Annotated in this window: 20 protein-coding genes and 1 tRNA gene; 8 read left to right on the top strand and 13 right to left on the bottom strand. The window is 70.1% G+C overall.

What is annotated here, in order from left to right:
* Positions 1 to 41 precede the first annotated feature (41 nt).
* From RBS60_RS00835 to RBS60_RS00805, 7 genes are all read right to left on the bottom strand, one after another.
* Positions 42 to 1,169, bottom strand: a complete 1,128-nt coding sequence (locus RBS60_RS00835; protein WP_307955617.1) for a hypothetical protein — start codon at positions 1,167 to 1,169, stop codon at positions 42 to 44.
* Positions 1,166 to 2,272, bottom strand: coding sequence for a GNAT family N-acetyltransferase (locus RBS60_RS00830; RefSeq protein ID WP_307955616.1), 1,107 nt, complete (start codon positions 2,270 to 2,272; stop codon positions 1,166 to 1,168). The genes RBS60_RS00835 and RBS60_RS00830 overlap by 4 nt, the downstream gene beginning before the upstream one ends.
* A gap of 115 nt (positions 2,273 to 2,387) precedes the next feature.
* Positions 2,388 to 3,095, bottom strand: coding sequence for a 50S ribosomal protein L1 (rplA, locus tag RBS60_RS00825; RefSeq protein ID WP_307955615.1), 708 nt, complete (start codon positions 3,093 to 3,095; stop codon positions 2,388 to 2,390).
* A gap of 129 nt (positions 3,096 to 3,224) precedes the next feature.
* Complete coding sequence (gene rplK / locus RBS60_RS00820) at positions 3,225 to 3,656, bottom strand: 50S ribosomal protein L11 (protein ID WP_307955614.1); 432 nt, start codon at positions 3,654 to 3,656, stop codon at positions 3,225 to 3,227.
* Positions 3,657 to 3,814: 158 nt separating this feature from the next.
* Entirely contained in the window at positions 3,815 to 4,777 is a 963-nt protein-coding gene (gene nusG, locus RBS60_RS00815; RefSeq protein WP_374049189.1) for a transcription termination/antitermination protein NusG, read from the bottom strand.
* Positions 4,778 to 4,899: 122 nt separating this feature from the next.
* Entirely contained in the window at positions 4,900 to 5,160 is a 261-nt protein-coding gene (secE, locus tag RBS60_RS00810) for a preprotein translocase subunit SecE (RefSeq protein WP_307955613.1), read from the bottom strand.
* A 98-nt stretch (positions 5,161 to 5,258) separates the two neighbouring features.
* Positions 5,259 to 5,331, bottom strand: a tRNA-Trp gene (locus tag RBS60_RS00805).
* Positions 5,332 to 5,566: 235 nt separating this feature from the next.
* On the opposite strand from RBS60_RS00805, the gene RBS60_RS00800 reads away from it, so the two are divergent.
* Entirely contained in the window at positions 5,567 to 6,772 is a 1,206-nt protein-coding gene (locus RBS60_RS00800) for a pyridoxal phosphate-dependent aminotransferase (RefSeq protein ID WP_307955612.1), read from the top strand.
* 100 nt (positions 6,773 to 6,872) lie between these two features.
* On the opposite strand, the gene RBS60_RS00795 is transcribed toward RBS60_RS00800, so the two are convergent.
* Positions 6,873 to 7,532: a response regulator transcription factor gene (locus RBS60_RS00795; protein ID WP_307955611.1), complete on the bottom strand. Its 660-nt coding sequence runs from the start codon at positions 7,530 to 7,532 to the stop codon at positions 6,873 to 6,875.
* Positions 7,529 to 8,842 (bottom strand): PspC domain-containing protein, encoded by a 1,314-nt coding sequence (locus tag RBS60_RS00790; RefSeq protein ID WP_307955610.1) that lies wholly within the window; start codon positions 8,840 to 8,842, stop codon positions 7,529 to 7,531. The genes RBS60_RS00795 and RBS60_RS00790 overlap by 4 nt, the downstream gene beginning before the upstream one ends.
* A gap of 124 nt (positions 8,843 to 8,966) precedes the next feature.
* Between RBS60_RS00790 and RBS60_RS00785 the strand changes: the two genes are divergently transcribed.
* The 7 genes from RBS60_RS00785 to RBS60_RS00755 all read left to right on the top strand — a co-directional run bounded on the left by RBS60_RS00785 (position 8,967) and on the right by RBS60_RS00755 (position 15,155).
* Complete coding sequence (locus RBS60_RS00785; RefSeq protein ID WP_307955609.1) at positions 8,967 to 10,559, top strand: PspC domain-containing protein; 1,593 nt, start codon at positions 8,967 to 8,969, stop codon at positions 10,557 to 10,559.
* 1 nt (position 10,560) lies between these two features.
* The gene (locus tag RBS60_RS00780) at positions 10,561 to 10,926 is read left to right on the top strand and encodes a hypothetical protein (RefSeq protein WP_307955608.1); all 366 of its coding nucleotides are present in this window, start codon (positions 10,561 to 10,563) and stop codon (positions 10,924 to 10,926) included.
* Between the two features lie 98 nt (positions 10,927 to 11,024).
* The gene (locus tag RBS60_RS00775; RefSeq protein WP_307955607.1) at positions 11,025 to 11,330 is read left to right on the top strand and encodes a PspC domain-containing protein; all 306 of its coding nucleotides are present in this window, start codon (positions 11,025 to 11,027) and stop codon (positions 11,328 to 11,330) included.
* Between the two features lie 107 nt (positions 11,331 to 11,437).
* Complete coding sequence (locus tag RBS60_RS00770) at positions 11,438 to 12,844, top strand: PspC domain-containing protein (protein WP_307955606.1); 1,407 nt, start codon at positions 11,438 to 11,440, stop codon at positions 12,842 to 12,844.
* Between the two features lies 1 nt (position 12,845).
* Positions 12,846 to 13,250, top strand: coding sequence for a hypothetical protein (locus RBS60_RS00765; RefSeq protein WP_307955605.1), 405 nt, complete (start codon positions 12,846 to 12,848; stop codon positions 13,248 to 13,250).
* Between the two features lie 172 nt (positions 13,251 to 13,422).
* The gene (locus tag RBS60_RS00760) at positions 13,423 to 14,448 is read left to right on the top strand and encodes a 6-phosphofructokinase (RefSeq protein ID WP_307955604.1); all 1,026 of its coding nucleotides are present in this window, start codon (positions 13,423 to 13,425) and stop codon (positions 14,446 to 14,448) included.
* Positions 14,449 to 14,450: 2 nt separating this feature from the next.
* On the top strand, positions 14,451 to 15,155 hold the full coding sequence (locus RBS60_RS00755) for a GNAT family N-acetyltransferase (RefSeq protein WP_307955603.1): 705 nt from the start codon (positions 14,451 to 14,453) through the stop codon (positions 15,153 to 15,155).
* Positions 15,156 to 15,351: 196 nt separating this feature from the next.
* Here RBS60_RS00755 and RBS60_RS00750 read toward each other — a convergent pair whose 3' ends face one another.
* The 4 genes from RBS60_RS00750 to RBS60_RS00735 all read right to left on the bottom strand — a co-directional run bounded on the left by RBS60_RS00750 (position 15,352) and on the right by RBS60_RS00735 (position 19,136).
* On the bottom strand, positions 15,352 to 16,854 hold the full coding sequence (locus tag RBS60_RS00750) for a DHA2 family efflux MFS transporter permease subunit (RefSeq protein WP_307955602.1): 1,503 nt from the start codon (positions 16,852 to 16,854) through the stop codon (positions 15,352 to 15,354).
* A gap of 66 nt (positions 16,855 to 16,920) precedes the next feature.
* On the bottom strand, positions 16,921 to 17,328 hold the full coding sequence (locus RBS60_RS00745) for an ankyrin repeat domain-containing protein (protein WP_307955601.1): 408 nt from the start codon (positions 17,326 to 17,328) through the stop codon (positions 16,921 to 16,923).
* Complete coding sequence (locus RBS60_RS00740) at positions 17,325 to 18,464, bottom strand: folate-binding protein (protein ID WP_307955600.1); 1,140 nt, start codon at positions 18,462 to 18,464, stop codon at positions 17,325 to 17,327. Before RBS60_RS00740 ends, RBS60_RS00745 begins: the two co-directional genes overlap by 4 nt.
* 42 nt (positions 18,465 to 18,506) lie before the next feature.
* On the bottom strand, positions 18,507 to 19,136 hold the full coding sequence (locus RBS60_RS00735) for an FABP family protein (RefSeq protein WP_307955599.1): 630 nt from the start codon (positions 19,134 to 19,136) through the stop codon (positions 18,507 to 18,509).
* Positions 19,137 to 19,173: the final 37 nt, after the last annotated feature.

Genomic DNA, 19,173 nt, shown 5'->3' with positions numbered 1-19,173 from the left:
GTCCCTAGGGCACACAAATTTGCTCTAATTCGATACCAGCTTTAGGAGAGCGGGTCCTCAAGCCGACGCGCATCCTCGACGGCGGCCGCGACATTCCTCGTCAACAGCACGAGCCACGCTAGGATGTCCCCCGCGACGACGAGCTCCATCGCGGTCATGTTGTAGTACCCGAGCGGCCACCACATCATGACCGAGAGGACCGCCCCCGCCAGCATGAAGTAACCGGCGAGGTAGAACGTCCGGCTGAGCCCGGGAAGCCATGCGTGCGCGCGGAGCACGAGCAGGGTGTAGACGGCGGTCATGGCCGTGGCCATTGAGTTGTGCACCGGAATGGAGAGGTCCACCGCCACGAGCCCGGTAGCCGCAAGGAACGCGCCGATGGCGGCGATGCACGCCAGCAGAACGGCCTCGCGGTTCCGGGCCAGCACGACGCCCGCATGCTCGCGGTAGAGGTCGAGCGCCCGCACGTCGCGGGTCATGTACTCGGCGAGCAGCGCAATCACGGCGCCAGCCGTCACGAGCGTTCCGTTGAACGCGAGGGAGACCCCATAGTCGGCCGCTCCGAGCACGCTCATGTTGACCTGCCACCAGTCGGAGCGGTTGGTCGTGACCATCGAGGTCAGGACCCCGGCAGCCAGGAATGTGGCAATGAGGTTCGAGAGCGCATAGCTGTCCATGCGCGAGCCGGACTGATAGGCAGCGTAGGAGGCGAGCGCGCCCGCGAGCGAGGTCAGGAGTGCCGCCGCGAACGCGTCGAGCGTGACGCCGCTGAAAGCCCGCTGGAAGATCTGGAAGCTCGCCCACGTCACCATGAACGCGATGGCTGCGTGCGCGAACGCGAGCGCGACCAGGCCGAGCAGCCGCCTCCATAGGGCCCGCTCGGCGAGCCATCTTCGGTCGGGCTCCGCATAGGAGCGGCGGTAGGCGACAGCGCAGGCCAGGAGAGCGGCGAATCCGGCCACGAGCGCCGCGACGTCCCCCACGCCGTGGTCGCCGGAAAGTGCCGGACGGCGGCCGGCGAAGGCCGCAAGTGCCACCGCAAGGCCCAGGAGGACGGCCGCAAATGCCGCGAGGAGGGCGTGCGCCTCGACGGCGGTCGCCGTCATCGGCTCCCCCAGCCGGTCGCCGGGCGTGCGGCGCCTGTGGTCGGGCCCGGCGTCCCGGCTCACGCAAGCCTCCGGTACCACTCGCCGTCGTACCCCGCCGGCCTGAAGCCGAGGGCCTCGTTGATTGCGAGCATGTGCACGTTCTCCTCGGCGTTGGACGTCACGACCTTGCGCGCACTGGGGAACCGCGCGCGGTACTGGGCGAGGTTGGCGAGCTTGATCCACATCCCGAGGGAGTGGCCGCGGTGCCCGATCCGCACGAGCGTGTCGTCCTGATCCCCGACCTCCTCCTTGCCGCGCCTGATCCACAGGACCGTGTAGGCCGCAAGCTGACCGCTCGCCCGGTGCCGCGCCACCGCGTACAGAGGCGTGGTCCCTCCCTCAGCGAGCAGGCCGTCCAGGGCCGCGACACGCGCTGCGTCCCAGACGGCGGGCTCGTAGACATCCTCGCCCTGGGGCGCATCGACGGACATGCGCGCGAACAGCTCCGCCATGCCTCCCCGGTGCTCTGGCGGGACCCCCTGCCAGAGCAGGAGGTCGTAGTCGGCCGCCGCCCTGGCGGTCGCGGCCGCCTCGAGTGCCGCCCACACGGCGTCGTGCTCCGAGCCCTCCTCGGGCAGCACCACCTCGCTGAAACGGGTCACCTGGCTCAGCGAGAAGCCGGCCGCCCGCGCGAAGCGGACGGATCGGTCGCGGGCGGGGAGCGTGCCGGTGCCCGTCGAGGGCACGACGGCGTCGGACGGCCCCTCCGCGTGCACCGAGCCCACAGGATGCTCGGTGAAGGTGTCCAGAAGGGTACGGCCGCGGCGCGCGGCCTCCTCGGCCACCGTGGCGGCAAGGAGGCGGCCGATGCCCCGTCCCGAGGCCTTGTCGAGCACCTCGACGTGCACTGTGGCCCGGTTGAGGTCCTCCTTGAGCGGGGTCCGGCAGATCGCCCGGCCCACCATGCGGCCGCCCTCGCAGACAAAGAACAGCGCAGACGAGTCGTAGGCGGAATCCCGCCATACCCGCAGGCGGTACTCAGGCGGGGAGCAGCGGTCCTCGTGCCCCCAGATCTGCCGCTGAACGGCATCCGCGAGCTGCGAGAACTCCATGAACTCAGCGGCCTCCGGCCCCTCAAGGCTCGGGGGCAGGCGCAGCCGCTGAACGCGGTGCTCAGCGCTCATGGGCGCAAGTCTAGTGCGACACCCGCGGGCGCCCGTGGAACGCGGGCCCGCCGGCAGAAGAGCCCCCTCCCGCAGGGGGAGGAGGCTCTTCAGCGGTACAGCCTTCGGGGCTGGATCAGCCCTCGATGATGACCTTGGTAGCGTTCGGGTCAACCGGGATGCCCGGGCCGAACGTCGTCGCGACGGTCGCCTTCGTGATGTAGCGGCCCTTCGAAGCGGAGGGCTTGAGGCGAAGCACCTCTTCGAGAGCGGCCGCGTAGTTCTCGGCCAGCTGGCGGGCGTCGAAGGAGGTCCGGCCGATGATGAAGTGCAGGTTCGAGTGCTTGTCGACGCGGAAGTCGATCTTGCCGCCCTTGATGTCCGTGACGGCCTTCGCGACGTCCGGGGTCACCGTGCCGGTCTTGGGGTTCGGCATGAGGTTGCGGGGGCCGAGGATCTTGCCGAGGCGGCCGACCTTGCCCATGAGCTCCGGGGTGGCGACGGCGGCGTCGAAGTCCGTCCACCCGCCCTGGATGCGCTCGATGAGGTCATCGGAGCCGACGACGTCTGCACCGGCGGCCTCGGCGGCCGCGGCCTTGTCGCCGGTCGCGAACACGACGACGCGGGCGGTCTTGCCCGTGCCGTGCGGGAGGTTGACCGTGCCACGGACCATCTGGTCCGCCTTGCGGGGGTCGACGCCGAGGCGGAACGCGACCTCGACGGTGGCCTCCGACTTCGACGGGTTGATCTCCTTGGCGAGGGCCACGCCCTCGGCGGGAGCGTAGAACTTCCCGGCCTCGATCTTCGCGGCCGCTGCCTCGTATGCCTTGCTGCGCTTTGCCATGCTGCTCTTGATCTCCTTGTGCAGGTGTGGTCATTGTGGGCCGCGCTCGGCCCTGCCACGTACTTCTTCAAGTGGCGGTCCCGTGTGGTGACCGCCCGATAGTGGGGTCGGAACCCCGCTTCGAGGGACTCAGCCCTCGACGGTGATGCCCATACTGCGGGCGGTGCCCGCGATGATCTTCTTCGCGGCCTCGACGTCGTTGGCGTTGAGGTCCTCGAGCTTGGTCTTGGCGATCTCCTCGACCTGCGAGTCGGTGAGCTTGGCGACCTTGACGGTGTGCGGCGTGGCCGAGCCCTTCTGGACGCCCGCAGCCTTCTTGATCAGCTCAGCGGCCGGCGGGGTCTTCGTGATGAAGGTGAAGGAGCGATCCTCGTAGACCGTGATCTCGACGGGGATGACGTTGCCACGCTGGGATTCCGTCGCGGCGTTGTACGCCTTGCAGAACTCCATGATGTTGACACCGTGCTGACCGAGCGCAGGACCGATCGGCGGGGCCGGGTTGGCGGCGCCTGCCTGGATCTGCAGCTTGATGAGGCCGGTGACCTTCTTCTTGGGAGCCAATGTAGGGTCCTTTTCTTCCTTACGTGTCCTGGAGCAGCAGGAGCGCCGCCCAGGTGGTGACTGCCATGGCCCGGCAGTCGGCCGCCCCGGGACCGGAAGGCATCCGGTTCCGGGGCGAAGTCTTCAATTGTACTGTGTCGCGCGTTCCCCGGCCGAGCTCAGATCTTCGAGACCTGATTGAAGGCGAGGGTCACAGGGGTCTCGCGCTCGAAGATCGAGACGAGCACCACGAGAGTCTGCGACTCAGGCTTGATCTCCGAGATCGTGGCCGGGAGGGTCTCGAACGGGCCCTCCTTGACGATGACGGACTCGCCGACCTCGAAGTCGACGGCGACCGGTGCGGCCTGGGCCTTCAGGCCTGCCTTGCCGGCGGCCTTGGCCTCGGCGGCCTGCTCGGCCTCGAACACGGGGGCGAGCATCGAGACGACCTCGTCGAGCGTCAACGGGACCGGGTTGTGGGCGTTGCCCACGAAGCCCGTGACGCCCGGGGTATGGCGGACAGCGCCCCACGAGGCGTCCGTCAGATCCATGCGCACGAGCACGTAGCCGGGGATGCGGACCCGGTTGACGATCTTGCGCTGGGCGTTCTTGATCTCGACGACTTCCTCCATCGGGACCTGGATCTCGAAGATGTAGTCTTCCATGTCCAGCGTCTGGATGCGGGTCTCGAGGTTGGCCTTCACACGGTTCTCGTAGCCCGCGTAGGAGTGGATCACGAACCAGTCGCCCGGCTGGCGGCGGAGCTTGGCGCGGAACTCCTCGGCAGCCTTCGCGGCGGCCTCGGCCGGGTCCTCATCCTCGGCAGCCTCGTGCTCGCCGGAAGCGTCGTCGGCCTCGACAGCGGCAGGCTCGCCCGCGGCGTCGTCCGCCTCGTCAGCCTCGAAATCAGCGGTTTCCGAGCCGGCTTCTTCGGAATCGATCAGCTCGACAGTCTCATCCGCTGCGGACGAGTCCTCGTCTGCGTCCGCTTCCGTGTTCTCGGCGTCAGCGTCGTCGGCTGGGGCACCGGCGTCATGGGAAACGGCAGGCGCGGCGGGGGCAGCGGCGGCGTCGGAGAAGGCAGGCTCGAAGGCCGCCTCCTCGTGCTCGGTCCCGCGATCCTCGAGCTCGTGCTCAGACACTTAGTCTCCTGCTTTCCTCGTAACGACTGACTCGTTGTACCCGTTGCGGCTTAAATGGCTCATCCGCACACCGTCCCTGATTCCGGTCTCCCGGTCTCAGGTCCTGGTCTGCGGATCCAAGCCTATTTGGTGGTGGTCGACCCGCCGAAGACCCAGCCGACGCCAATCCCGAAGAGGAAGTCGAGGATGAACACGACCACCATCATCACGACGACGAATGCCAGCACCACCAGCGTGTAGTTCACGAGCTCTTGACGCGTCGGCGTGACGACCTTCCGAAGCTCGCCAATCACCTGCCGGACGAAGAGCGCGATCCGGCCGAAGAAGCCAAGCTTCCTGGCCTGCTTGGGGCGGCCCGAGCTGCTCGAAGCTGTTTCGGTCAACCGATTCCTCGCTCACTCGCTGTGCCCGCAGGACTTCCCCGCCGGATCCGTTCTGTGGGTGCGGGAAGAACCCGGAACGATCCGGGCTGATTCCTGCGCAGGGCAGACAGGACTCGAACCTGCAACCTGCGGTTTTGGAGACCGCTGCGCTACCAATTGCGCCACTGCCCTTCGGCGGCAAACCGCCTGAGACGCGGAATAGCCGTGGACTACCTTACCAAGGATCCGAGGACATCATGCCATCGCGGATCCGGCAGGCACAGCCACTCACTGCTTCCGGCGCCGAGGAACTAGTTTACGCACATTCTTCACCGACGTCGAACCGCGTTGCGGCCGGGACCCCGTGCGGCGTGGATGGACCGCCTAGAGTGGGTACCACCAGCCCCACGACCCTAAGGATCGCCCCATGACCTCCGCACGCGTCTCCCAGCGCATCGGATCCATCGCAGAATCCGCCACCCTGGCCGTCGACGCGAAGGCGAAGGCCCTCAAGGCCGCTGGCCGGCCGGTGATCGGCTTCGGCGCCGGCGAGCCGGACTTCCCGACGCCCGGGTACATCGTCGAGGCGGCGATCGAGGCAGCACGCCAGCCGCGCTTCCACCGCTACTCGCCCGCGGGCGGCCTGCCCGAGCTCAAGCAGGCCATCGCCGCGAAGACGAAGCGGGATTCCGGCTACGAGGCCGATGCCTCCCGGGTGCTCGTGACCAACGGTGGCAAGCAGGCCGTCTACAACACGTTCGCGACACTCCTCGACCCGGGCGACGAGGTCCTCCTCCCGACCCCGTACTGGACCACGTACCCGGAGGCGATCCGCCTCGCGGGCGGCGTCCCCGTCGACGTGTTCGCCGGGCCAGAGCAGGGCTACCTGGTGACTGTCGACCAGCTCGAGGCTGCCCTCACCGAACGCACGAAGATCCTCCTCTTCGTCTCGCCCTCGAACCCGACGGGCGCGGTGTACTCCCCCGAGCAGACCAAGGAGATCGGCCAGTGGGCCGCCTCGAAGGGCCTGTGGGTGGTCACCGACGAGATCTACGAGCACCTCACGTACGACGGCGTGCCGTTCACCTCGATCGCGACGGCCGCCCCCGAACTCGGCGACAAGGTGGTGATCCTCAACGGCGTCGCCAAGACGTACGCGATGACCGGCTGGCGCGTGGGTTGGATGATCGGCCCGGCCGACGTCATCAAGGCCGCCACGAACCTCCAGTCGCACGCGACGAGCAACGTGGCCAACGTCTCCCAGATGGCGGCCCTCGCGGCGGTGTCCGGGCCGCTCGACGCCGTCGAGGAGATGAAGGTCGCCTTCGACCGGCGCCGCAAGACGATGGTCAGCATGCTCTCCGCGATCGACGGCATCAACTGCCCGACCCCGAAGGGCGCCTTCTACGTCTACCCCGACGTGCGCGGGATCCTCGGCAAGGAGATCGCCGGCATCCGCCCGGCCACATCCGCCGAGCTCGCCGCACTCATCCTCGACAAGGTCGAGGTGGCGATCGTCCCCGGCGAGGCGTTCGGTCCGAGCGGGTACGTGCGGCTCTCGTATGCTCTCGGCGACGCTGATCTCGCCGAGGGCGTGGGCCGCATCCAGGAGCTGCTGGGCGCCGCGAAGTAGTCACGTCCGTCCCCGGACGCGCAGGTGACTCCCGGGGCGTGGCCCGCAGATCTGGGAGTCACGTCCTGGGACTCACCTTCCGGGAGTCAACTCCTGGGGATCACCAGATGCGCCGGTCGGCGGCCCAGCGCGAGAGCTCGTGCCGATTGGTGAGCTGGAGCTTGCGCAGCACAGCCGAGACGTGGGTCTCGACCGTCTTGACGGAGATGAAGAGCTCCTTCGCGGTCTCCTTGTACGAGTACCCTCGGGCGATCAGGCGCATGACCTCGAGCTCGCGCGCGGAGAGCTTGTCGAGCTCGTCGTCGGCCACGGACTGGGTGCCGAAAGCGTCCAAGACGAAACCCGCGAGCCGGGGCGAGAACACGGCGTCGCCCCCCGCCACGCGCAGCACGGCGTCGGTGATCTCGGGGCCGGAGGCCGTCTTCGTCACGTAGCCCCGGGCGCCTGCGCGGATCACGGAGACGACGTCCTCGGCGGCATCTGAGACGCTGAGCGCGAGGAACCGGACCTCGGAGAGCAGGGCGGCGCAGCGGGTCAAGACCTCCCGACCGCCGCCGCCCAGGCCTCCGGGCAGGTGGACATCCAGCAGGACCACCTGCGGGCGGAGCTCCTCGATGGCCTCGAGGGCACCCTCGACCGTCCCCGCCTCGCCGACCACCCGGACGCGCTCGTCGAGGTCGGCCTTGAGACCCGAGCGGAAGATCGTGTGGTCGTCCACAATCACCACGCTCACGGGCCCGACGCCGGATGGCTGGCTCATGACTCCTCCGTTCTGGGCAGCCGCAGCCGCACCTCTGTGCCATCAGGCCCGCTCACGATCGTCGCCTCGCCCCCGTGGCGCCGCATGCGCCCCACGATCGACTCGCGGACCCCGAGCCTGTCCGCGGGGACGGCGTCAGGGTCGAAACCGGTTCCGCGGTCCTTGATGAAGACCTCCGTCGCGTCCTTGCCGGACTCTGCATAGACGGACACCGGGCCTGCCCCATGGCGGACGGCGTTGAGCATCGCCTCGCGGGATGCCTGCAGCAGCGCGTCCTGGGCCTCCGCGGCGCGGGCACCCTCGGACCCGTTGCCCGGCTCCGGGCCGCCAGCCCGCGAGCCGTCGCCGGGCTCGGTCCCGCCCACGGTGACGACGTCGATCGGCACCCCGTGGAGGTCCTCGACCTGGCCGGCGAGCTCGGCGATCCGGTCCGCGAAGGTCCCCTGACCGCTGCGGGAATCCCGGTACAGCCACTCACGGAGCTCGCGTTCCTGCGCGCGGGCCAGACGGGTGACGTCTGCCTCGCTGCCCGCACGGCGCTGGATGAGCGCAAGGGTCTGCAGGACTGAATCGTGAAGGTGTGCGGCGATCTCGGCCCGCTCCTCCTCGCGCACGCGGGCCGCGCGCTCGGCGCCGAGCTCGCGCCAGAATTTGAGTCCCCACGGGAGCAGCACCAGCGCGACGCCGGCCAGGACGGCGAAGGAGGCGAGCAGTGCGAGGCCCAGCACATTCCACTGGCTCCCCGACACGGCGAGCGTCACTCCGGCCACCACAAGAACGATGCCGGCGCCGAGCCGCAGCCACCCGGTCCAGCGCTCGCCACCGGCCCCGCGGACGAGCTTCTCGCGCCGCTCCTCGTCGAGCTGCATCCACGCGAGCGCCACACCGCCGAGGATCGCCGCAACGGGAACCACCGTGTCGAGGGGCACATCGATCCCGATGAGCGGACCGCCCAGAGCCACAGCACCGAGGAGGAGCACGACGCCGAGCAGCACCTCCCGCGCGTAGCGCGGCATGTGCGCCCGCGGCCGCGGGCCCCCCTGCAGGTGGACGGGGACGCTCACCGCCGGGGCGATCGGAGACGCCGGACGACGGGTCTGGCGCCTCTGCGCCTCGGCCGCCGTCGGCACCATGATCCACAGCCACCCGTACAGGACGATCCCCGCCCCGCCGAGGAGGGCCGCGGCCGCCATGATCCATCGGACGACGTCGGTGCGGAGCCCCAGATGCCGGGCGAGGCCGGAGCACACGCCCGCGATCACGCGGTCCTCCCCCCGCACGAGCGGCGGCCGGACGATGGCGGTGTTCATGCCTCCATCCAAGCACCAATGCCCCGCCTCAGGGTCGCTCCGAGGCCGAACCCGGGGGTCTTTCAGGGTTTGTTCAGGGTGTCCCCCGATGGGTGCGCACGAGGCCGGGCGGAAGGATGGATGCATGAGCAGCGAACAGACCCCTGGCGGTCAGCCAGCACCCCAGCCTCAGGACGACGAGCCCCACCCGACCAGCGAGCCGACCCGGGACGAGAGCCCCCACGTGGGCTCGGCCCGCACCGACTCGCCAGATTCCGGCTCGCCGCGCCCCGGTAGGGCCCAACCCGCGCCCCGGGGCAACGACTTCTTCAGCTGGATCCGCGGCCTCGGCGTCACGCGTGGCGGCGACCGATGGATGGGCGGCGTCGCGAGCGGCCTGGCCCACCGCTGGGGCGTGGATCCTGTCCTCGTCCGCGGCCTCTTCATCGTCGCGGCGATCTTCCTCGGCATCGGGGTGCTCGCCTACGGCCTCCTGTGGCTCCTTCTCCCCGAACCGGACGGCCGCATCCATGTCCAGGAGGCCGCACATGGGCGCTGGACGGCCGGCATGACCGGCGGCCTCATCGTCACGATCCTCGGCTTCGGCGGTGCGCGTGCCGGATTCTGGTTCGGAGAGCGCGGAATCGGCGGCGCCTTCTGGGGCCTCTTCTGGGTGGCCGTCGTGGCCTGCTGCATCTTCTCCATTGTGCGGGGCGGCCGTCGGCGGTCGATGCGCGTGGGCGCGGGACGCGCGGGATACGGCAGCGGGTACCGGGGGTCGGGATACGGCCCGTATCGGTACTCCGCCCCCCACGCTGCGGGCACGCCGCCTTACGCGACTCCGACGGCGGGTTCTGAGTCCGCGGGCGGCGTCCCCACCGCCGGTGACCCCTACTACGCGAAGCCAACCACCCCGCCGTCGTACTCGACGGACTACAGCGGCTACGCCGGCTATGCCGGCAATACGGGCTACGCCGGCAGTACCGGCTATGCCGGCGATACGGGCGACGCGGGCTACGCCGGCGCACCGGCGGCACCCCCGTACTACGGCGGATCCGTTCCGCCCGTTCCCCCCGCGGCCAACCAGCGGCCCCCGCGAGCGCCCCGCCCTCCACGGCGGCCCCGGGCCTCGGCCCCCTACCTGCTCGTGGTGCTGGGTATGGCGGCCCTCGTGGCCGGCGCCCTCGGCGCTCTCGTCGCCACGGGAGCCATCACCCTCGCGGCGAGCGCGGTCTGGACGGTTGTCGCCATCGTGATCGGCCTCGGCATCCTCGTGGCAGGCCTCCGCGGTCGCCGGGCTGGCATCCTCACTCTGTTCGCCATCGTGGCCCTCGTGGCCAGCGCCGCGACCCAGAGCGTCGACCGGTTCTCCAACCTCCAGTCCCGGCAGTCCAGCTACGCCCCGACAAGCCTCCAGCAGGCCGCCGGCGGCTACGACCTCGCAGCGGAGAAGGGGACGCTCGACCTGAGCGCCCTGGACGCTTCGGGCCCGCTCGCGAGTGAGACCGTCATTCCGGTCAAGACCACCATGAGCGACGTCGTCATCACGGTCCCGAAGGACATCCCCGTGCAGGTCAGGACCTCCTCGACCATGGCCAAGGTCCAGACACAGGGCCAGACCTCGGCGGGATTCTCCCGGCACGACACCACCACCTACAACTCCGGCCGGCCGGGGTCAGCCCTCGTCCTCCAACTGGACGCGACCCTGAGCAACGTCACGATCAACGAGGAGCGCTGAGATGAGCACACAGCAGGACTTCCGGCCCGAGACTTCCGGGCCTTCCATCGGCACAATCGTGTGGGGAGCAGTGGTGATCGTGGTGGGAGCGTTCATGCTCGCCAACCGGCTGGGATGGTTCAGCATCGATCCCGGCTACGCGGCTGCCGGCATCCTGCTCGTCGCCGGGCTCGCGCTCGTAGTCGGCGGGATCGCGGCCTCGCGCCGCCGCCACGTTCTCACGCACGACGGCGCGGCGGCCACCTCAGGCGGCGACCTCACGGGCGCTCCGACCACCGCCGATGCCTATGCCGAAACCCGGCGGCCAAGCCCCTACGACAGTTCCGCGGGCCAGACGGGGACCCGCAACCCGCCCGCGACAGACTGACGGTAGACGCCCAGCCCACGCCGCTATCTGCCCCAATCAGCACGCCAACCAGCACCCCACCCAGCACCCCACCCAGCACCCCAACCCTAGGAGAGACCATGGAATCCTTCTTCAACGCCCTCCGCTCGGCAGGGCTCAAGCGCGGCCCCCGCCGCATCGTCGGAGGCGTGCTCGGCGGCATCGCCGACAGGCTCAATATCGACCCGGCGTTCGTCCGCATCGTGTTCCTCGTCCTGTGCCTGCTCCCCGGCCCGGCGATCCTCGCCTACATCGTGGCCTGGGTCCTCCTTCCGGACCAGGACAACCGGATCATCCTCGAGGGCTGGATTCGGCCCAAGGGCGTGGGCCCCGCAGGCCCCGGCCCCGGGTCAGTGGGCCCCGGCCCGGGCGACCCGACCGCGTGAGCTGAACCCCTCGGGCCCCCGCCAAACGCGGGGGCCCAATGCCTCTAGAGCCGCCGTATCCGCCGCTCGACACTGGAGGCATTGGTTCACATGGGAAGGATGGAGCCATGAGCACCGAACACCCATACGGGGGCTCCGGAACCCCCTCCCCGGGCCAGCCCTCCGGCCGGGCCGGGGCCGACTTCTTCGCTTGGATCCGCGGTCTGGGCGTCCACCGTGGCCCAGACCGCTGGGGCGGAGGCGTCGCCAGCGGCCTCGCCCACCGGTGGGGCGTCGATCCGATCCTCGTCCGCGGCCTCTTCGTGGTCGCCTCGATCTTCCTCGGCGTCGGCCTCCTCGTCTATGGCCTCATGTGGCTGCTCCTACCAGAGCCGGATGGCCGCATCCACGTGCAGGAGGCCATGCAGGGCCACTGGACAGCGGGCATGACCGGAGGCCTGGTGTCCACGGTCCTCGGCCTCGGCGGGACGCGCACCGGGCTCGCCTTCGAGGCCACCGGCAACGGCCCGCTCTGGGGAGCCATCTGGGGTGTGTTCTGGGTGGCCGTGACCGTACTGATCGTGGTCACCATCGCGCGGTCACGCCGCTCACGCCGAGGTGGTCTCTCTAGCCCATCCGCTTCCTCCGGTCCACCCGCTGCCGGTATGCCGACGGGCGACGGCGTGTTCCCCGCGTCGGTCGCTCCGACGGGCGCCCCGACGGATTCCCCGCCGCCGCTCTACCCGCCGGGGACCTTCTCGGGTCAGGTACCTCAGGGGCCCGCAGGGGCGCCGTGGCCGCCGGGAACCGCGGCCCCAGAGGCCCACTACCTCGCGGATCCTCGGTACGGCCAACAGCCCTCCGGCGCAACGACCGCCGGCGCCACAGCGCCGGTGTGGGTGCGTCCGCATCGGCCCGGCCCGGGCGGCCCCTTCGCAACGGTTGTCGTGGGACTCGCGGTCCTCGTCGCCGGCACGCTTCTGGCCTTCCAGCTCGCGGGGAACGCGATCGTAGATCCTGCCTCGGGAGCGCTGTGGGCGATCGCCGGTGCGATCATCGGCCTGGGAATCGTTGTGGCAGGCATCCGCGGACGTACGGGCGGGATCCTGTCCTTCTTCGCCGTCGTCGCCCTCGCGAGCGCAGCCATCACGCAGCCTGCCTACCAGCTGAGCCGGTCCCAAGGAGCGGTCAGCCTCTCCCCCACCACCGTCGCGCAGGCGACCTCGGGCTATTCCCTCACCGGCGCGTCGGGGCAGCTGGATCTTCGAGGACTCGATTCCGCAGGGCCGCTCGCCAGCGAGGCAGTGGTCCCGGTGCACATCACCCTCAGCGATATGAGGATCACGGTCCCCAAGGACGTCCCGGTCCGGGTGGAGGCTAGCGCCACCCTGAGCAACGTCCACTTCGGCTCGAAGTCAATCGCCGGGATCACCGCGAAGGACACTGAGACCTACAACGCGGACAAGCCGGGAGCGGTCCTCGTCGTCAAGGCCGACGTGACGCTGGCCAACCTCGACATCCGCCAGGAGCAATGAGATGAGCACGAACTTCAAGGCACAGCACGAGTACCCGCAGGGTCCAAGTGTGGGCACGATCGTCTGGGGTGCGGTCCTCGTGGCGACCGCCGCGCTCATCATCGTGGGCCGCATCGGATGGCTCTCGGTGGACCCCGGCGTCGCCGCCGTGGTCCTCCTCCTCATCGCGGGTCTGGGTCTCGTCGTCGGCGGCGCCCTCGCAGGCGCACGCCGCCGCCGTACTGTCGGCACAACGTCCGACGCTGCGGTCGGCACCGCAGCAGGCGGCGCGGAGCGCACGATCCGCGAGGACGCGCCGTCCTCCGATGACGCCCGGTCGGGAGATGGGCAGCCGATGCGAAGCCCGTATGCCACTGACATCAGGCCGTCCGACCCGAAGACCCATCAGGACGGCCCCGCCGTCTGAACGCCTGTCCCGCGTCCGAGCCCGCGCCGTCGTGCGTCACGGCCCCCCGTCATGTGGTGTACGCCACGGTCGCCGTGGCTAGAATGGGCGCGGGCTCAACGCGGCGCCTCCTCCACACCACCGGCGGACCGCCTGCGCAGCGCATCGGCCGCACCTACGGGAAGGCCCCTGAATGAAGATCGGCATCCTCACCTCCGGCGGCGACTGCCCCGGGCTCAACGCTGTTATCCGCGGTGCGGTGCTCAAGGGCATCGCCGTGCACGGGCAGGAGTTCGTGGGGTACCTGGACGGCTGGCGCGGCGTCGTCGAGGGCGACGTGATCGATCTGCCCCGCACCAGGGTGCGGGGCATCGCCAAGCAGGGCGGCACGATCCTGGGCACATCCCGCACCAACCCGTTCGAGAACGGCGGCGGACCCGCGGTCATCAAGGGCCACATGGACCGCCTCGGGATCGACGCGATCATCGCCATCGGCGGCGAGGGGACGCTTGCCGCGGCCCGGCGCCTCACGGACGCCGGCCTGAGGATCGTGGGCGTCCCCAAGACCGTCGACAACGACCTCGACGCGACGGACTACACGTTCGGCTTCGACACGGCCGTCGAGATCGCCACCGAGGCGATCGACCGGCTCCGCACCACCGGCGAATCCCACCATCGCTGCATGATCGCCGAGGTCATGGGGCGCCACGTCGGGTGGATCGCGCTGCACTCGGGGATGGCCTCTGGCGCCCACGCAATCCTCATCCCGGAGCACAAGGTCACGATGGACCAGGTCACCACGTGGGTCCAGCTCGCCCGGGACCGCGGCCGCGCACCCCTCGTGGTCGTTGCCGAGGGGTTCGTCCTGGAGGGCATGGCCGCACCCCACTCCGAGCGAGGCCTGGACACCTTCGGCCGCCCCCGCCTCGGTGGCATCGCGGAGCAGCTCGCCCCCGAGATCGAGGCCCGCACGGGCATCGAGACCCGTGCGACAACCCTCGGGCACATCCAGCGCGGCGGCGTTCCGACCGCCTTCGACCGGGTTCTCGCCACCCGGCTCGGCATGGCCGCGATCGACTCCGTCGTGGAGGGCCGCTGGGGCACGATGGTCTCGCTGCACGGCACCGAGATCGCCCACGTCGGCTTCGAGGAGGCCCTCGGCCGGCTCAAGACCGTGCCGAAGCACCGGTACGACGAGGCCGCGGTCCTCTTCGGGTGAGCATGCCCCACTCGTTCCACGAGGGAAGCCGCGGGATCGTGCGGCTTGCGTGGGCGCGTCGCCTCGGCCTTCCCGACCTGTCCTTCTCGGACGACGGCGAGCGGCTGCTCGGGTGCCGTGACGCGGCGCGCGAGCTGGTCGCCGTCGTGCTCTTCGGGCAACTGGCCCTTTCGGGGCCGACAGAGCTCGTCGAGGCGGCGGCCGACCTCGACGTCGACGACCTCGTGGAAGGGGGCGCGCTCCTGCGCCTAGCCGGTCCCGGAGCACACGGGCTGCGGACTGCTGTGCTCGGGTTCGCTGACGAGCTTCCTCTCGACCAGCCGGACGCCGAGCCGCAGGTCTCCCGCGGTGCACCGGAGGCGATCGAGCTCGAAATGCGCTGCCCACCCGACGATGTCTCCTCTGCCGGGCTGACCGAACGGGAGCATCGCTTCACCGTCATGCTCCCCGACGGGCCGGCAGCGTGCGCCGCATATTCGGAGCGGGATGGGCTCCTCGCCGACCTGAGCGTCCTGGTCGCCCCCAGCCTGCGGCGGCGCGGGCTCGGGCGGCTCGCCGCCTCCGTCGCTGCGCACGAGGCCCTGGCCGATGGGCTGATCGTCCAAGTGGCCGTGCCGTCCCACGCGATCGCGGGGCTCCGGCTCGCGGACTCGCTCGGAATCAAGCCTCAGGGGCATCTCACCTCAGTCACGCTCCCCCGGCGCTGACGCGCGCCGCGCAATATCACTCGCACACCGGGTGACTTCAGCGCCACACCCGGTGACCTCAGCGCCACACCCGGTGACCTCGGCACCACACCCGGTGACCTCGGCACCACACCCGGTGACCTCGGCACCACACCCGGTGACCTCGGCACCACACCCGGTGACCTCGGCACCACACCCGGTGACCTCGGCGGAGGTGTCAGCGGCGGGAATCGGCCACTGTGTCCCGCGCACCGGCGCCCGGCTCGGGTGCGGCGGCCGGCTTGACATAGAAGAACGCAACCACGAGGCCAATGACCAGCACGGCCGCGGGCAGCAGGACGGATTGGGCCATCGCGGTGGTGAACGGCGCCTGGATGAACGGCGGGAGCGGCCCGCTCGCGAGGGCTGCGGTGCTCTGGGACGCACCGCCCGGCCTGGCCGGGAGCTCTGCGGCGAGCCGCGCCTGCATGAGGGCGGCGATCGCCGCGCTGCCGAGCACCGCGCCGATCTGGCGGGTCGTGTTGTAGATGCCCGAGCCGGCACCCGCGAGGTGCGGCGGGAGGCTCCGGGTCGCGAGCGTGGCGAGCGGGCCCCAGAGGCCGGCGTTGGCGATGCCGAGGACGGCGCCGGGGATGAGGAGCACCCAGATGGGCTGGTCCGGCGTGAGCAGCACGTAGTAGAGGACGAGCGACACGACGAACAGGAGCATGCCGCCGATGTTCATGACCTTCGCGTGCCCACGGTCTACGAAGCGTCCGGCCACCGGCGCGAGTCCGCCGGAGAGCACGGCCATGGGGATCATCATGAGCGCCGACTGCGTCGGCGTCATCCCCCGGACCAGCTGGTAGTAGAAGATCGTCGGCAGGCCGAAGGATGTCACCGCGAAGCCCACGGTCGAGATGCCAAGGTTGGAGAGCGTGAAGTTCCGGTCACGGAAGAGGCCCAGTGGCACGAGCGGTTCGGCCTTGTTGCGCCACTGCCACAGCACGAAGACCGCCATCACGACCACACCGGCAGCGATGAGCCCCCACACCGTGACGGGGCCCGAGATCTCGCCCCACGAGTAGGTCTGGCCTTCCTGGATGCCGAACACGATGAGGAACATGCCCAGACCGCTCAGGATGACGCCGAGCCAGTCGAAGCGGTGCGAATGGGTCGCGAGCCTGGGGACCCTGCGCCACGCGAGGACGAACCCGACAACGCCCACCGGAATGTTGATGAAGAACACCCACTCCCAGCCGAATCCGTCCACGAGCAGCCCGCCCAGGATCGGGCCGACAAGCATCGCGACGCCCGCCGTCGAGCCCCAGATGCTCATCGCGGTGCCGCGGCGCTCGGGTGGGAAGATCCGCGTGATGACGGCCATGGTCTGGGGCGTCATCAGGCCCGCCCCTAGGCCCTGCGCCACGCGCGCGGCGATGAGCGATGTGATGTTCCCCGACAGGCCGCACCACAGCGAAGCGAGGGTGAAGAGCACGAGCCCGATGAGGTAGATGTTCTTGGGCCCGAAACGATCCCCGAGCCGCCCGGTGATCAGGAGCGGCACGACGTAGGCCAGCAGATAGGCGCTCGTGACCCAGATGACCTCGTTGATGTCCGCACCGATCCCCCGCATGATCGCGGGGTTGGCGACGGAAACGATCGTCGTGTCGATCAGGATCATGAAGAACCCGATCACCAGCGCCCACAGAGCGGCCCACGGCCGTTGAATATCTTCCATCCGACTAGGTTCTCACGTTACTGAGGACAGGGCCGGTCCGCAGGTCGCCGCCGAATGGGGCGGCCGCTAGCCGGCCGTCCCGAAGCGGTCCAGGATCTCGGCTCGGCCGAACAGGTGGGCGGCCTGACGCGCCGTGGGAGATCCCGCGTCGGGGTTTGCCCCCAGCGCAAGGAGCTCGTCGACGACCTCCGAGTGGCCTTTGAAGACGGCACCGGCGAGCGGTGTCTGTCCGCGGTCGTTGGCCGTCTCGACATCCGCACCGTGCTTGCCGAGGAGCCGCACGAGCGCTGGATGTCCGTGGTACGCGGCGAGCATCATGAGGGTGTCGCCGGACTCATTGGTCAGAGTGGCAGGTGCGCCGGCCGAGAGGTAAGAGCTCAGCGCGGTCTCGTCGCCGGCGCGCGCGGCGTCGAAGAGCTTGCCGGCGAGCGCGATGACGTCGTCGGGAATCTGGCTGTGCGGGGTGTCGGTCATGCGTTCCTCCTGAGCAATCCGGTGGGACGACCGACGACCTGGCCGGCGTCGGGCGCGACAATGGGCTCTTGAGCGGCGGCGTACTCCTCGCCCTCGGCCTCGCCGTGGACCACGAGGGCGGCGTCCGGGTCGACCGAGCGCTTGAGCACGGCGAGGGCAATCGGACCCATCTCGTAGTGGAGGGCCGCAGACGTCACCCGGCCCAGGGGCCTGGTGGCGTCCCCGGCGCCCCCTGCGGCCACCACGGGGCTGCCCGCCGCGGGCAGGGTGTGGGTAGAACCGTCGAGCTGGAGGAGGGTGAGGCGCCGCGGCGGGTGCCCGAGGTTGTGCACGCGCGCGATCGTCTCCTGGCCCTTGTAGCAGCCCTTCGAGAGGTGAACGGCAGTCCTGAGCAGGTCGAGCTCGTGCGGGATGGTGCGCTCATCAGTCTCGAGCCCCCAGCGCGGGCGCCACGCGGCGATGCGCAAGGCCTCGGAGGCCATCGTGCCGGCAAGCCCCACCCCGTCGGCCTCAAGGGCCTCGATGGCGTCGGCGAGCCGCGAGCGCTCCACCACATGCTCGAACCACGGCCGGTCGAGGCCCGGGTGGTGGGCGTCATCGACGGCCGCATAGCTGTAGCCGCCCGGCGCAACGTGCGGCCAGGGGTCGGCCCAGACGAGCGCAGCAGCGTGCGGGCCGAACGCATCGAGGGACTCGAGCCGCCGGGTCGACGCGAGGACGCCCCACCGCTCGGACTCGTCGGTGACCTCGACGCGGAGCATGAACTTCATGGACGTCAGCCACGTGGCGAGGCCCCCCGCCTCGCCCGCCTCGACGAGGAGCCAGGCCCGCTCGCCGTCGTCCATGATCCGGGCGTCGAACTCGATCCGGCCCTGGATGCTCAGCAGGAGCAGCTCACTCGAGTCCCCCGGCCTGAGGCCGGTGACCTGCTGGGAGGAGAGGGTCGTGAGCCACGAGAGCCGGTCGGGGCCCGCGACGGTCACGACGCCGCGGTAGGAGAGGTCGACGGCGGCACTCCCGTGCGCGAGTGCCCGCTGCTCCCGCATAGGGTCGCCATAATGGGCGGCCACACCCTCGTCGGGGCCAAGGGCCGCGACAGCACCGTGCCGCGCAAGGAGTGGGGAAGCGTACGTCATGATCAGTCCAACGCGTGAAGGGGAGATTTCACTCCCGGCGGTCTACTCTGATGGCGCTTGTGCGCTCCGCGGCCCGGAGAGCCGGCGGAGGATCGCGGAGGCGTGGGGAGCGAGCGGCGCGCCGGCCGCTGCCACGTCCCAGCGCCAGAAGAGGTCCGAGTTCACGAGTCCGAAGATGCGCGTGGCCGCCTTGTAGTCGCGGGCATGCGCACCGCGCAGCACGGCGTCCGTGCTCAAGTGGATCTGCGGGCCCTTGATCTGCCCGTAGTACAGCTCGGCGATACTACCTGGATGGACGATCGTGGCCGTGATGTCGAACCCGTCCTGGCTGTTGCGCAGGGACTCGACCGCCTCGGCGGACGTGTAGGTCGGCACGATGTCCGGCGGAGCGAGGCCCGGCCCGCCGTCGGCGTCCTGAAGCGGACGGTCGATCTGCCAGTAGCCCATCTCAGTCGCAAGGGGCCGGATGCGGTTCCCGTCCTCGTCGGCCAGCCAGCTCTCGGCGGTGTACTGCAGGTAGGGGAAGCCGGCGTCCACGAAGACCATGCGCTGGATGAAATGGGGGTCCTCCCCCTCCCCGGCACCGAGTCGGCCCCGTCCCTCCCATTCCCCGATGAGCCACGACAGTGGGACAAGCTCGGGGGTCAGTCCGGATGGGATCTCGATGGGCACTCAGGACTCCTTGGCGGCAGGGACGTCGTCGCGCCCT

The sequence above is a fragment of the Sinomonas sp. ASV486 genome, from assembly GCF_030908215.1.
Lineage (GTDB): Bacteria > Actinomycetota > Actinomycetes > Actinomycetales > Micrococcaceae > Sinomonas > Sinomonas puerhi.
Note: the sequence above shows the minus strand (reverse complement) of the source record. Positions and strands in the feature narration are given on the sequence as shown.